Annotated in this window: 13 protein-coding genes; 2 read left to right on the forward strand and 11 right to left on the reverse strand. The window is 69.8% G+C overall.

Going from position 1 to position 12,745, the window contains the following annotated elements; genetic code table 11:
• Positions 1-34 precede the first annotated feature (34 nt).
• The gene (gene aroQ, locus ACQ7HM_RS18710; protein ID WP_434217751.1) at positions 35-607 is read left to right on the forward strand and encodes a gamma subclass chorismate mutase AroQ; all 573 of its coding nucleotides are present in this window, start codon (positions 35-37) and stop codon (positions 605-607) included.
• Here the strand turns inward: aroQ and ACQ7HM_RS18715 are convergent.
• The 3 genes from ACQ7HM_RS18715 to ACQ7HM_RS18725 all read right to left on the reverse strand — a co-directional run bounded on the left by ACQ7HM_RS18715 (position 602) and on the right by ACQ7HM_RS18725 (position 3,166).
• Entirely contained in the window at positions 602-1,804 is a 1,203-nt protein-coding gene (locus ACQ7HM_RS18715; RefSeq protein WP_434217752.1) for an SPFH domain-containing protein, read from the reverse strand. The two genes, aroQ and ACQ7HM_RS18715, sit on opposite strands and share 6 nt — an antisense overlap.
• 7 nt (positions 1,805-1,811) lie before the next feature.
• On the reverse strand, positions 1,812-2,237 hold the full coding sequence (locus tag ACQ7HM_RS18720; RefSeq protein ID WP_434217753.1) for an NfeD family protein: 426 nt from the start codon (positions 2,235-2,237) through the stop codon (positions 1,812-1,814).
• Positions 2,238-2,329: 92 nt separating this feature from the next.
• Positions 2,330-3,166, reverse strand: coding sequence for a DUF3097 domain-containing protein (locus ACQ7HM_RS18725; RefSeq protein ID WP_434217754.1), 837 nt, complete (start codon positions 3,164-3,166; stop codon positions 2,330-2,332).
• Positions 3,167-3,280: 114 nt separating this feature from the next.
• Between ACQ7HM_RS18725 and ACQ7HM_RS18730 the strand changes: the two genes are divergently transcribed.
• Entirely contained in the window at positions 3,281-4,105 is an 825-nt protein-coding gene (locus tag ACQ7HM_RS18730) for a serine/threonine protein kinase (RefSeq protein WP_434217755.1), read from the forward strand.
• A 5-nt stretch (positions 4,106-4,110) separates the two neighbouring features.
• Here the strand turns inward: ACQ7HM_RS18730 and ACQ7HM_RS18735 are convergent, their stop codons facing one another.
• The 8 genes from ACQ7HM_RS18735 to ACQ7HM_RS18770 form a co-directional block, all read right to left on the reverse strand.
• Entirely contained in the window at positions 4,111-5,193 is a 1,083-nt protein-coding gene (locus ACQ7HM_RS18735) for a ferrochelatase (protein ID WP_434217756.1), read from the reverse strand.
• Positions 5,190-6,026: an NADH-dependent enoyl-ACP reductase InhA gene (gene inhA, locus ACQ7HM_RS18740; protein ID WP_045822720.1), complete on the reverse strand. Its 837-nt coding sequence runs from the start codon at positions 6,024-6,026 to the stop codon at positions 5,190-5,192. Before inhA ends, ACQ7HM_RS18735 begins: the two co-directional genes overlap by 4 nt.
• Before the next feature lie 56 nt (positions 6,027-6,082).
• On the reverse strand, positions 6,083-6,826 hold the full coding sequence (gene fabG1 / locus ACQ7HM_RS18745; RefSeq protein WP_434217757.1) for a 3-oxoacyl-ACP reductase FabG1: 744 nt from the start codon (positions 6,824-6,826) through the stop codon (positions 6,083-6,085).
• A gap of 58 nt (positions 6,827-6,884) precedes the next feature.
• Positions 6,885-7,859, reverse strand: a complete 975-nt coding sequence (locus ACQ7HM_RS18750; RefSeq protein WP_434217758.1) for a VWA domain-containing protein — start codon at positions 7,857-7,859, stop codon at positions 6,885-6,887.
• A gap of 1 nt (position 7,860) precedes the next feature.
• On the reverse strand, positions 7,861-8,802 hold the full coding sequence (locus ACQ7HM_RS18755; RefSeq protein ID WP_434217759.1) for a DUF58 domain-containing protein: 942 nt from the start codon (positions 8,800-8,802) through the stop codon (positions 7,861-7,863).
• A complete protein-coding gene (locus tag ACQ7HM_RS18760) occupies positions 8,789-10,012 on the reverse strand; it encodes an AAA family ATPase (RefSeq protein ID WP_434217760.1) in 1,224 nt (407 codons plus the stop codon). Before ACQ7HM_RS18760 ends, ACQ7HM_RS18755 begins: the two co-directional genes overlap by 14 nt.
• 98 nt (positions 10,013-10,110) lie before the next feature.
• Positions 10,111-11,613 (reverse strand): NlpC/P60 family protein, encoded by a 1,503-nt coding sequence (locus ACQ7HM_RS18765; protein WP_434217761.1) that lies wholly within the window; start codon positions 11,611-11,613, stop codon positions 10,111-10,113.
• 456 nt (positions 11,614-12,069) lie between these two features.
• Positions 12,070-12,675: an Rv1476 family membrane protein gene (locus tag ACQ7HM_RS18770; RefSeq protein ID WP_434217762.1), complete on the reverse strand. Its 606-nt coding sequence runs from the start codon at positions 12,673-12,675 to the stop codon at positions 12,070-12,072.
• Positions 12,676-12,745: the final 70 nt, after the last annotated feature.

Below are 12,745 nucleotides of genomic sequence, written 5' to 3' on the forward strand. Positions count from 1 at the left end.
GGATCGAGGCCTCTGCCGTATTACCCTGTCCGCCATGAGCTCTCGGACACGATCGATCCTGACACCGACGCTCGCCGCGGCCATCCTCGCGGTGGCGGTCCCCACGGGCGTCGCGTCGGCGGCCCCGACGACATCCGCATCCGGCGCCGGTGCGATCGTGGCGCCGGTGGTCGATCGTCTGCTGCTCGCCGACGCGGTGGCGCGGTCGAAATGGGTGACCCGCAGCCCGATCGACGACCCGGTGCGCGAACGCGCCGTCATCGACGGCGCGGTGGCGGGCGCATCGCCGGCATCGGCCGATCGGGTGCGCGCGGGGGTGCGCGATCAGATCGAGGCGAGCAAGACGGTGCAACGGGGACTGTTCGCCGGGTGGCGAGCGGCGCCGTCGACCGCGCCGCGCGCCGCGTCGGACCTGACGGCCACCCGCGGCAGGATCAGCGCCCTGACCAGTGACATCGCCGCGCGCATCGCCGATCGGGATCCCCACGACCCGTCGTGTCGTGCCGATGTCGCGTCGGCGACACTGCATGTCGTCGTCGATCGCGGGCTGACGCCGCTGCAGACCGTGGCGCTGGTCCAGGCCGAACGCTCGGTGTGCGGACTATGAACCGGTCCCGGGGCCGATCTCGTCCTGACCGGCATCGGGGTACCCACGATCGCGGCCCCCGAGCACGGTGTCCGGTGCACTCGACTGCGAGCGCGACGTGAGCGGTTCGGCCACCGGCTTGCGGGCCACCGCCTCGGCCTCGGCGACCGCCTGCGCGACCTTCGGGTCCGACGCGAGATCGAACCAGTCCTCCACGTCGGAGTCGTCGACCACCGGCGGCTCGTCGGAATCCGACGACTCGTAGCGGAACACGCCGTCGTCGCCCTGCGCACCGAACGACTTCGCGAATCCCTGCAGCGCGGAACCGAAGTCCGACGGCACGACCCACACCGAGTTGCCCTCGCCCGCCGCCATCTCCGGCAGCTTCTGCAGGTACTGGTAGGCGAGCAGCTCCGGGGTCGGCTTGCCCGCCTTGATCGCGGCGAACACCTTCTCGATCGACTTCGCCTCACCCTGGGCGTACAGATACTGGGCGGCGCGCTCACCCTGGGCGCTGAGGATCCGTGACTGGCGGTCGGCCTCGGCGGCGAGGATGGCGGCCTGCTTGGCGCCCTCGGCCGAGAGGATCTGACTCTGCTTGTTGCCCTCGGCGGTCTTGATCGACGACTCGCGCTGACCCTCGGCGGTGAGGATCATGGCGCGCTTCTCGCGATCGGCCTTCATCTGCTTCTCCATCGACTCCTGGATCGACGGCGGCGGCATGATGCTCTTGAGTTCCACGCGGGCCACACGCAGACCCCAGCGTCCGGTCGCCTCGTCGAGCACCCCACGCAGCTGCGCGTTGATCGAGTCGCGTGAGGTCAGCGTCTCCTCGAGTGTCATGCCGCCGACGACGTTGCGCAGTGTCGTGGTCGCGAGCTGCTCGACGCCGATGATGTAGTTGTTGATCTCGTAGACCGCCGACTGGGGAACGGTCACCTGGAAGTAGACGACCGTGTCGATCGACAGGGTGAGGTTGTCCTCGGTGATCACCGGCTGCGGCGGGAACGACACCACCTGTTCACGCAGATCCACCCGGGCGCGGATCCGGTCCACGAACGGCACCAGCAGCGTGAGCTGACCCGACACCGTCTTGGTGTACCGACCGAGTCGTTCGATCACCGCCGCCTCGGCCTGCGGGATGAGGGCGACCGAGCGGAAGAGGATGACGAATGCCAGGAGAACCAGCACCACCACGACCACGAGTCCGACAACCATTGCGCACCTAGCCTTTCCAGACGACCGCGGTCGCCCCGTCGATCTGCATGACCATGACGTCCTGGCCGGATTCGAAGACGTCGGAGGAGTGGAGGGCACGCGCCGACCACACCGCGCCGTCGAGTCTCACCTGACCACCCTGCCCGTCGACGGTGGTGACCACCGTCGCCGTCTTCCCCTGCAGCGCCTCGGCGTTGGTGGCCAACATCGGCCGACGCATCAGATGCCGTCTCGCCACCGGACGCACCGCGCCGAGCAGCAGCACCGACACTCCCGCGAATACGATGCCGTCGACCACCAGCGGCAGGTCGAACAGGGCGACACCCGATGCGGCGAGTGCACCGCCGGCGAGCATCAGCAGCACCAACTCGCCGCTGAGCGCCTCGGCACCGACCAGGATCAGTGCCGCGGCCAACCACAGGAGCGCGGACATGACCCCATACTGCCAGAACGCGCGTACGAGCCGCTGAGACGTCGATGGCGACCGGGCCCGTCGGATCCGCCCGGCGGCCGGGAGATCCGGGGCTACTCCGGTACGGCGGTGACGAAGTCGATCAGTTCCTCGACGCTGCGCAGCAACTCCACGCGGACGTCGCGGAAGTCGCGGACCGCGGCGTACACGCGACGCCATCCGTCCTGCGGTGTCCCCCACCCCAATCGGGCGCAGACACCGGCCTTCCACTCCTCCGACCGGGGCACCGATGGCCACGCGTCGATGCGCAGCCGTTCGGGTTTGACCGCCTCCCACACGTCGATGAACGGGTGACCGCACACCAGGACGTGGGGTCCGACACTCTCGGTGAGTCGACTCTCCTTGGAGTGTGCGACGAGGTGGTCGACGAGGACACCGGCCCGGCGATGCGGTGCGGGACCGAATTCGGCGAGCACGTCGTCGAGGTTGTCGAGTCCGTCGAGGCTGACCACCACGATCCCCTCGGCGCGCAGGTCGTCGCCCCAGATCCGTTCGACGAGAGCAGCGTCGTGGACGCCCTCCACGAACAGGCGGCTCGCCCGTGCGGTGCGGGCCCGCTGTGTGGGGGCGGCGACCGATCCCGACGCCGTGCGCGCCCGGGTGGTCGGTGCCGCCACGGTCGGTCGGGTGAGGGTGACCGGCGCGCCGTCGATGAGGAAGGCCGCGGGCCACATGCCGAACAGTCTGGTCCGTCCGCCTCGGTCCTCGAGTCGGACGTGGTCGACGTCCTTGCCCCGTTCGATCCCGACGACCGCACCGCAGAAGCCGGTCGCCGCATCCTCCACGACGAGATCCCTCTCGGCGGCCACGGTGGGTGTGGGTGGGCGGCGACTGCGTCGCCCTGCGAGGACATCGGATCCGTACCGGTCCGCGGACCTGTTGCTGTGCACGCGTCGACGCTAGATTTCGCCACCCGGGAGCGGGTGGTGCCACGCCGGGTGCGGGTCGTATCGGGCCGGGCTTCGGCGCGCCCGGTGTCGTGGGCGAGCGCTATCGTGGCGGGGATGACCGACACCACCCACGATCCCCGGGTCGGCAGCCTGCGGGCACTGACCGGGCTCGCCACGTCCGGCGCCCTGTGGCGCCGCGGCCGACGCTCCCCCGACGACATCGTCGACACGTTGGCCGACATCGCGCCCGGTCACCGGGTCGCGGCCGCCGACCCCGACGCGGCGGCGATCATCGGTGTGGGTGCGGCGGAATCCGGCACCGGGGCGCTGCTGCGCGCGGTCCGCACCGCCGATCGGATCCGGCTGCTGATGCCCGCGGCCGGCGACACGTGCGGGATCACCGACCCCGCCGCCCTCGCGGTGGCGCTCGAGGCGCGAGCGGTCCTGGTGCTGTGGACCGGTGTGGGCGACGACGCCGTCGGCATCGTCGTGCGGGCGGTGGCGCCCGGGTCGCTCTCGTGGACCGCGCACCACCTCGGCGAGGTGCGCGGCGGCCCGGTGGAGAGCCTCGGAGACGTGGAATACGAACTGCGGCAGGCGGTGCGCGACGCCGCCGAACTGTTCGCGACGCTGGACACGATCGATCCGGGGTCGCGGTCGGCCAGCGATCTGCGGACGCGGCTGACGGCGCTCATCGACATCGACCGTGTCGAGTTGCCGCCCGAGGCGGGTGACCGGATCATCCGGGTGATGGATCAGGCGACCCAGGTCGCGGCCATCGTCACCCTCGTCGGCGAGCGGACCCCCGCGGTGGGCATGACCGCCGGCAGTCAGGACAGCGTCGACGCCGCTCTCGAACGTCTGCGGTCGCTGACCCGCACGGCCCGCATGACCGCGGTCAACACGATCATCTCCGAGCTGGAGCGATCACCGCACTGACCGGCTCAGCTGGGTCGTGACGGACGTTGCGAGGCGCAGCATCCGACGGCACAGCGGGCCCCGTTGTCGGTGCACCCGAGCCCGGCGGCGTCGGTGGTCTGCCCCTCGAGCTGATCGGTGATCAGCGCGACGATCATGTCGATGTAGCGGTCGTCGGCCCCGACGGTTGCCGCACGGGCCAGTGCGATCCCGACCTCGCCGGCCGTCTCGACCGCCTCGGTGTCGAGATCCCACACCACCTCGAGGTGGTCGGAGACGAAGCCGATCGGGCAGACGATGGCCGCCGCGGCGCCGTCGGCCGCGATCGACTCGAGGTGGTCGCAGATGTCGGGTTCGAGCCACGGGATCTGCGGCGGACCCGACCGGGACTGCCACACCACGTCGTGCCCGCCGAAACCGGCTGCGGCCGCGGCCTTTTCCGATGCCGCGGCGACCTGACGACTGTAGAGGTGACCCCCGAGTTCCGGCGGCCCGGCGGCGACATCGGCGGCCACCGGGATGGAGTGGGCGGTGAACACGAGGCGTGCGTCGTCGCGGACCGCGGCGGGTAGTCGGGTGCGGGCATCGGCGATCGCGTCGGCGCACGCGCTGATCATCTCGGGGCGGTCCCAGTAGTGCGGGAGTTTGCGCAGCGTGATCGGGTCGTCGGCGAGGCCGGGCGTGGTCGCGGCCAGCGATTCCAGCGCCCGCGCGATGTCCTCGTGGTACTGCGCGCAGCCCGAGTAGCCGCCCCACGCCGACGTCGGGAACACCAGCACGTGGCGGTGGCCCGCGGCGTACATCGCCGCCACGGTGTCCTCGACCATCGGGTGCCAGTTGCGGTTGCCGAAGAACACCGGCAGATCGATCCGCGCGGTCTGCAGGGCAGCGCGCAGGCGCTCGATGATGTCGAGGTTGAGGGCGTTGATCGGCGACACCCCACCGAAGTGGAAGTAGTGCTCGGCCACCGCGTCGAGTCGTTCGGGTGGCACCCCGCGGCCCCGCGTGACGTTCTCGAGGAACGGTCGCACGTCGTCGGGACCGTCGGGCCCGCCGAACGACAGCAGCAGGATCGCGTCGAACGGGGTGTCGCCGGATGCGGCGGTCATGAACCGGTGAAACCCTCGGGGAACCAGGTGTTGTGGCTCGCGCCACCGTCGACGTAGACGATCGACCCGGTGGTACCCGGCAGCCAGTCCGACAGCAGCGCACAGATCGACTTCGCGACGACCGTCGGGTCGTCGACGTTCCAGCCGATCGGCGATGCGCCGTCCCAGTACTCGTTGAGCATGTTCAGCTGCTTGGCGTCGTCGGTCGCGGTGCCCGCGATGGCCTTGGCGGCCAGCGTCTTGATGGGGCCGGCGGCGACGAGGTTCGAGCGGATGCGCTTGGCTTCGCCCACCTCTCGCGCGACGTAGCGGTTGACCGCCTCGAGTGCAGCCTTGGCCACACCCATCCAGTTGTAGTACGGCATGGCCGTACGGGGATCGAAGTCCATCCCGACGATCGACCCGCCCTCGTTCATCACCGGCAGTACCGCACGCGCCAGCGAGGCGTAGCTCCACGCCGAGATCTCGAACGACTTCGCGGCGTCGGGGCCGGGTGCGTCGAGGAACGGCACGGCGTCGGGACCCATGAGGTTCTTGGGGGCCATCGCGATGGAGTGCAGAACACCGTCGACACCCTCGGGTGCGAGTTCGCGCACCTTGTCGGCCAACTCGCCGAGGTTCTCCTCGTCGGTGATGTCGAGGCCGATGGCCGGGGGCACCTCCTGCGGCAGCCGCTTGGCGATGCGGTCGATGAGGCGCAGGCGCTGCGGGATGCCGGTGATGATCACCTTCGCGCCCTGCCCCTGTGCCATCGCCGCGGCGTGGAACGCGATCGACGAGTCGGTGATGATGCCGGTGATCAGGATGGTCTTGCCCTCGAGCAGTCCGCTCACGTGTGACTCCTAAGACGTCGGATGCAGATGGAAGTGGTGGGAGGTTCGGCGAGAGTTCAGTGACCCATGCCGAGGCCGCCGTCGACCGGGATGACGGCGCCGGAGACATACGAGGAGTCGTCGGATGCGAGCCAGCTGACCACGGCCGCGACCTCGTCGGTGCGACCCATCCGCTGCGCCGGGATCAGCTTGAGCGCCTGATCCTGGTACTCCTGCGGCAGCTCGGCGGTCATGTCGGTGTCGATGAATCCCGGCGCGACGACGTTGGCGGTGATCGACCGCGAACCGAGCTCACGGGTCAGCGACCGCGCCATGCCGATGAGGCCGGCCTTCGACGACGCGTAGTTGATCTGACCCGGGGTACCCATGGTGGCGACCACCGAGCCGATGAAGATGAAACGGCCGAATCGCTTGCGCAACATCGATCGACACGCCGCCTTCGCCACCCGGAACGAACCGGTGAGGTTGGCGTCGATGACCTTCGAGAACTGCTCCTCGCTCATCCGCATCAGCAGTGTGTCGTCGGTGACGCCGGCGTTGGACACCAGCACCTCGACGGGTCCCTGGTGCTTCTCGATCTCGGCGAACGCCGCGGTGATGGAGTCGGCGTCGGTCACGTCGCACACCACGCCGAACAGACCGTCGGGGGCACCGGAGCCGCGGTGGGTCACGGCCACCTTGTGGCCGTCGGCGGCGAGTCGCTGGGCGATCGCCAGTCCGATGCCACGGTTGCCGCCGGTGACGAGGACGGATCGTAAGACCTTCTCGGATCCGCCGGGTGAGGTGGAGGTGTCTGCCATGACGGTCAACCTATCGGTCGGGCGCGAACGCCGGACAACCGGCGCGCGGTCTCCGCCGTCACGGCAGGCGTCGATTCATCGCGATGGCACCGACGGCGGCGATCAACACCAGGATCGTGCCCGCGATGACCCATGGCCGGGAATTGTCGCCGCGTCGGGTCTCGAAGCCGATCTGCTGCTGCAGGGTGTCGTAGACCCTGGTCAGTTCGTCGAGGCTCGACGCCGTGAAGAACTCGCCGCCGGAGAGGTTCGCGATGCGGTTGAGCGAATCGTCGTCGACCGGCACCGGGATGCGGTCACCCTCGAGATCGACGGTGCCCGTTCGGGTTCCGAAGGAGATGGTGTTGACCGGGATCTTCTCCTCCTTCGCCTTGCGGGCGGCGGTGAAGGCGCCACGGGGGTCGTCGGGGTCGTCGGGCACGGTCTCCTTGCCGTCGGACTCCAGCACGATCCGGGCCGGCGGTGCGCCGGTGTCGCCGCCCAGGACGGCGTTGAGCGTCTTGATCTGCTGGATCGCCGCGAAGATGCCCTCGCCGGTCGCGGTCTTGTCGGCGAGCTGCAGCTTGTCGACCGCCTCCTTGGTGGCGTTGTGGTCCGGGGTCGGTGAGACCAGCGTGGCAGCGGTGCCCGCGTACGAGATCAGCCCGAGGTTGATGCCGTCGGTGAGGTCGTCGGCGAACTTCTTGGCCGCCTGCTGTGCGGCCTCGATGCGGGTCGGAGCGACATCGGTCGCGTTCATCGACCGCGACACGTCGATCACGAGGATGACCGTCGCCTTGTTGCGCGGGATCTTGCGGTCGGCCTGGGGGCCGGCGAGCGCGATGGTGAGCAGCAGCAACCCGACGAGCAGCACCGCGATCGGGGCGTGCCGGAGCCGGTTGCGCTGCGGCGGGACGACCGAGTCGAGGAGTTCGAGGTTGGCGAACCGGATGGCGCGGCTGTGCCTGCGCCGCTGCATGTAGACGTAGCCGACGGCGAGTGCCACCACGACCAGTGCGAGCAGCAACCACCAGGGGGTGGCGAGATCGACCATGTCAGCGTCCCGTCCCGGCACCGAGGCCACGGCGGCGACGCACCACGAACCGGACCACGTCGGCGATCCAGTCGCGATCGGTGCGCAGCGCGAGAGTGGGTGCGCCGCAGGTGCGCAGCGTACGGTGCACCTCGTCGGAGTGGGCGCGGGCCGCGCGCGCGAAATCGTCGCGGATCCGGTCGGTGACCGTCAGTTCGCGGACCTGACCGCTCTCGGCGTCCCGCAGGATGATCTCCCCGACGTCGGGGAGTTCCATGTCGCGTGGGTCGAGGACCTCGACACCGAGCACTTCGTGGTGTCCGCCGACCGCGCGCAGCGGCCGGGCCCAGTCGATCGGGCCGAGGAAATCACTGACGACGACCGCGAGTCCACGGCGGCGCTCCGGGCGCCGCAGAGCCTCGATCGCGGCGTCGAGATCGCCCCGCACGCCGTCGGATGCGCGGTGCGTGGTCGCGATGGTCTTGAGGAGGTTCAGCGCGTGGGCCCGGCCACCGCGGGCGGGGATACGCACGATCTGGTCCCCGGTGGCGACGATCGCGCCGATGCGGTTGCCCCCGCCCAGGGTGAGGTGGGTGATGGCCGAGCACGCGGCGACGGCGAGATCACGCTTGGTGCCGTTGACCGTGCCGAAGTCGAGGCTGGCCGACATGTCGACGACGAGCCAGGTCTCGAGTTCACGGTCGGCCACCATCTGTCGGACGTGGGCGTGGGTGGTGCGCGCGGTGACCGACCAGTCCATCCGACGGACGTCGTCGCCCGGTTGATACATGCGCGCCTCGCCGGGCTCCGACCCGGGACCGGGGATCAACCCGAGGTGATCGCCCTGCAGGACACCGTCGAGCTTGCGCCGGACGGTGATCTCGAGGGTCTTCAGAGCCGCGGTCAGGGTCGGGTCGTCGAGAGTGCCCGCGCCGAACGACGGCAGACGGTCAGCGTCGGCCATCGGCGGCGTCGGTGCGACCGTAGGTCGGCGCCGGGTACCCACCGGTGGCCCGCGGGTCCTGCTGACCGTAGGGGGCCTGCTGCGGCGCGGACCCCGGTGCCTGAGCGGGCACCTGCTGGTTCGGTACCGGCCGGCCCTGCTGACGCGGATCCGGCTGTCCCGCAACCGGTCCGGGGCCGGCGGGCTGAGCCGACACCTGCGGCAGACCGACGGTCTGCAGGACGCGGGCGATGACCTGATCGGCGTCGACCTCGTCGGCCAACGCGTCGTAGCTCAGCACCAATCGGTGACGCAGGACGTCGGGGATGATCTCCACGACATCCTGCGGGATGACGTAGTCGCGGCCCCGCACCAGCGCCAGGGCGCGTGCGGCGGCGACGATGCCCAGTGTGGCGCGCGGTGAGGCGCCGTACGACAGCCAGTTCGCGACGTCGGTGAGCCCGACCGTCTCCGGACGGCGGGTCGCGGTGATGACACGGACCACGTAGTCGACGAGCGCGTGGTGGACGAACACGTTGGCCGCGACGCGTTGCAGGCGCACGGTCGCCTCGGGATCGAGGACGGCGTTCGCGCTCGGCGGCACGTTGCCCATCCGGTAGACGATCTCCCGCTCCTCCTCGACCGAGGGGTAGTCGACGAGGACCTTGAACAGGAACCGGTCGCGCTGCGCCTCGGGGAGCGGGTAGACGCCCTCGTTCTCGATCGGGTTCTGGGTCGCCATCACCAGGAACGGATCGGGCATGGGGTAGGTGACGCCGCCGATGGACAGGTGCCGCTCGGCCATCACCTCGAGCAGTGCCGACTGCACCTTCGCCGGGGCGCGGTTGATCTCGTCGGCGAGCAGGAAGTTCGCGACCACCGGGCCGAGCTCGGTGTCGAACTCCTCCTTGCCCTGGCGGTAGATGCGGGTACCGATGAGGTCCGTCGGAACGAGGTCGGGGGTGAACTGGACGCGGGAGAAACTGCCGCCGATGACGCGGGCGAAGGTCTCCACGGCGAGGGTCTTGGCGACGCCGGGGACACCCTCGAGGAGGATGTGCCCGCGGGCGAGCAGGCCGACGAGGATCCGCTCGATGAGCTGGTCCTGACCGACGATGACGCGCTTGACCTCGAACATCGTGCGCTCGAGCAGCTTCACGTCGGATTCGGTGAGGGCCGAGCCGCTCCCGCTCCCGTTCTGCCGATCACTGCCGTCGTGCGTTTGCGCCACGCGAGATCCTCCGATTGCCGCCGGTGCGTCGAGTTTGACCTCACCGAGAGTAGCCGTACCCGCGAGCGGGACCCGGCCACCTCGCGTGCGAGCAGGCGCTATCCGGTGAGTCGGACCACCGACGGCATCGCCCCGCTGGTGCGCAGCGGCGAGATCTTGACGACGCTGCCCGACTGCGGCGCCTCGACCATCTGGTTGTTGCCGAGGTAGAGCGCGACGTGCTGGCTGGCGTTGGGGCCGTAGAAGATCATGTCCCCACGCTGCATCTGCGAGAGCGGGAACTTCGGACCCGACGTGTACTGGTAGCCGGTGTAGTGCGGCAGCGAGATGCCGATGCCCGCGAAGGCGTAGATCATCAGGCCCGAGCAGTCGAAGCCGCTCTTGTTGTAGTCGCCGTAGCTGTCGGCGACACCGCCGTCACGGATGCCCTTGGTGGGGCCGTTGGCGTTGCCACCACCCCAGGCGTAGGTGACACCGAGCTGCGACAGCGCGCGGTTGACCACGATCTCGACGGCAGCCGAACCGGTGACACCCGGGGTGATCGACGTCGCGCCTCCGGTACCGGGCGAGGTGGTGGTGCCCTGGTTCGTCCCGTCGAGGTCGGTGTGGGGTCGCTGGATCGATGCGACGACCGAGGCGAGGACCTGCTGCGCGGCGTCGACGGCGAGCTTCGCCGCCGCCTGCGCGGCGACCTGGAACGCCGACTGTGCGGCGGTCGCGATGGCGGACTGCAGCGGATCGGCCGCGGCCGGGACCCGGCCGGGCAGCGGTGCGGCGGCGTCCTGGCGGCCCGGGACGACGGCGGCGACACCCTCGGGCGTCGGCGCCGCGGGGGCTCCGGCCTGCGCCGGTGCCGTCCCGTTCTGGGCCGGTGCGGCGGCGGCACGCCCACGCAGGGCGTCGAGTTGCCGCTGCGCCTCGTCGCGGGCGGCGGCCAGCGACGCCTTCTTCGCCGACTCGGACTTCACCGCGGCCATCGCCTGGGCGATCGCGCCGAGCGCGTCGTCCTTGCGCTGCGCGGACGTCGATGTCGCGAACGCCGCCTGGCGACGTGTCGCGGTGGCGGTGGCGACCCGGTTGGCCTTCTCGTTGCGGGCGACCTTCAACTTCTCGATGGTGGCCTGCTGGTCGCGGGTGAGCTGATCGATCACGCCGGCACGGTCGAGCACGGCGCCGGGGTCGGCGGCCGAGAGCACGTTGGCGATCGACGCCTGGTTGCTGCCCTGGCGGTAGAGGTCGCGGACGAAGTCGTCGAAGCCCTTCTGCGCCTGCGCGATCGCACCGTCGGCGCGGCTCAGCGCGTCCTTCGATCCCGTGACCGCCAGCGAGGCGAGACGCTCCTGATCGCGGGCGTTCTGCAGGTCGACGAGGGTGCGGTTGACCGACTCACGCTTCAATGCCACCGAGTTGTCGAGGTCGGCGAGGTGTTGATCGGTGTCGGCGATCTGGTTGATGAGCGCCGCGATGCCGGTGGGGCCGCGTGGCGCGTCCACCCCCGGCGCGGCGGTGGCCGCCCCGGATCCCAGCAGACCTATCGCCACCAGGGTCGACAGGACGAGGGCCGACAACAGTCGGACCCCCGATTCGGACAGACCGAACACGTGAGCGGCGGGACCCCGACGATCCCGAGCAGCGTGTGACGGGCGGCGCGGGCTCGACCACACAGAACGTGATCGGCAGCCCGATGCGGAACGTCGCCTCACAGATGACTCCCTCGCAGAACTGACGTGCGGTCGCCGGCCGACGCCCCGAGAGGGCGCCGGACTCCAGTCGGAAACACCGAACACGACCGCGAACTTGCGTCACGAAAGATGTCAACTTCCCCATCAACACCATCAATGACAGCTCGAACCGTACGCCACAATCGTCCCGAGTGAAACATGAGTCACAAATTACAATGGGGTGATTACCTGCGGATATGCCGTGAACTGGCGCTCATCACGAAAGCATTTCGGGAATCACACACGTGTGATTTCTGAAAGGGCGGCGATGATCCCACCGATTGCGCGGTGCGATACGTGCGAACGGACGCATCGCCGCGGCGTCGCGTGGCCGGATCAGGCCTCGGGCGTCGAGGCCTTCGGGTCCGCGGGATCGCCGGGCGCCGAGGCGGTGACCGGTGCGGGTCTCGGTGCCGACCCCGCCGACCGACGGCGTCCGATGACGCGTGCGGCGACGGCACCGATCGCGACGGCCACGACGAGCAGAACGGTGACCACCGTCCACGGCACCTGGGTCTGGTCGGTCATCCGATCGAGCAGGGTGTCGGCGGCCGCGGTGGGGTTCGCGACGGAGAGATTGTCCTGGGCCTGTTCGAGTTGCACCCGGCTGAAGTCGTCGGACGCGGTGCCCAGCGTGTTGGGTCCGAACACCACGACCGTGCCCCCGGTCTTCTCCTGCAGTGCGGTCGCGATGTCGCGGTAGTAGGTGAACTTCGGCTGGGTCTCGGTCAGCACGACGAAATACATGTCGTGCCCCTCCCCCTTGGCCTTCGCCACGACGTCCGCCAGTCCCGGGGTGACCTCGGCCGGCGCGTCGACGTGATCGTCGGCAAGGCCGCGCTCGATGGCGCCGAGGTCGACGTCGTCGGGGACGATCGTGTGCAGCCCGGTCACCGTGTGCGCCGGACTCGTCTGATGCCACGGGAGCGAGGTCGGGGCCATGGCGTGTCGTTCCCTTCGGGGCAGTCCGGTCGAGCCCCGTGCAACAGGCTCACATCAAGAGGCACAGTAC

Origin of the sequence: Williamsia sp. MIQD14 (genome assembly GCF_051025635.1) — a bacterium.
In the GTDB taxonomy this organism is placed as follows: Bacteria; Actinomycetota; Actinomycetes; order Mycobacteriales; family Mycobacteriaceae; genus Williamsia_A.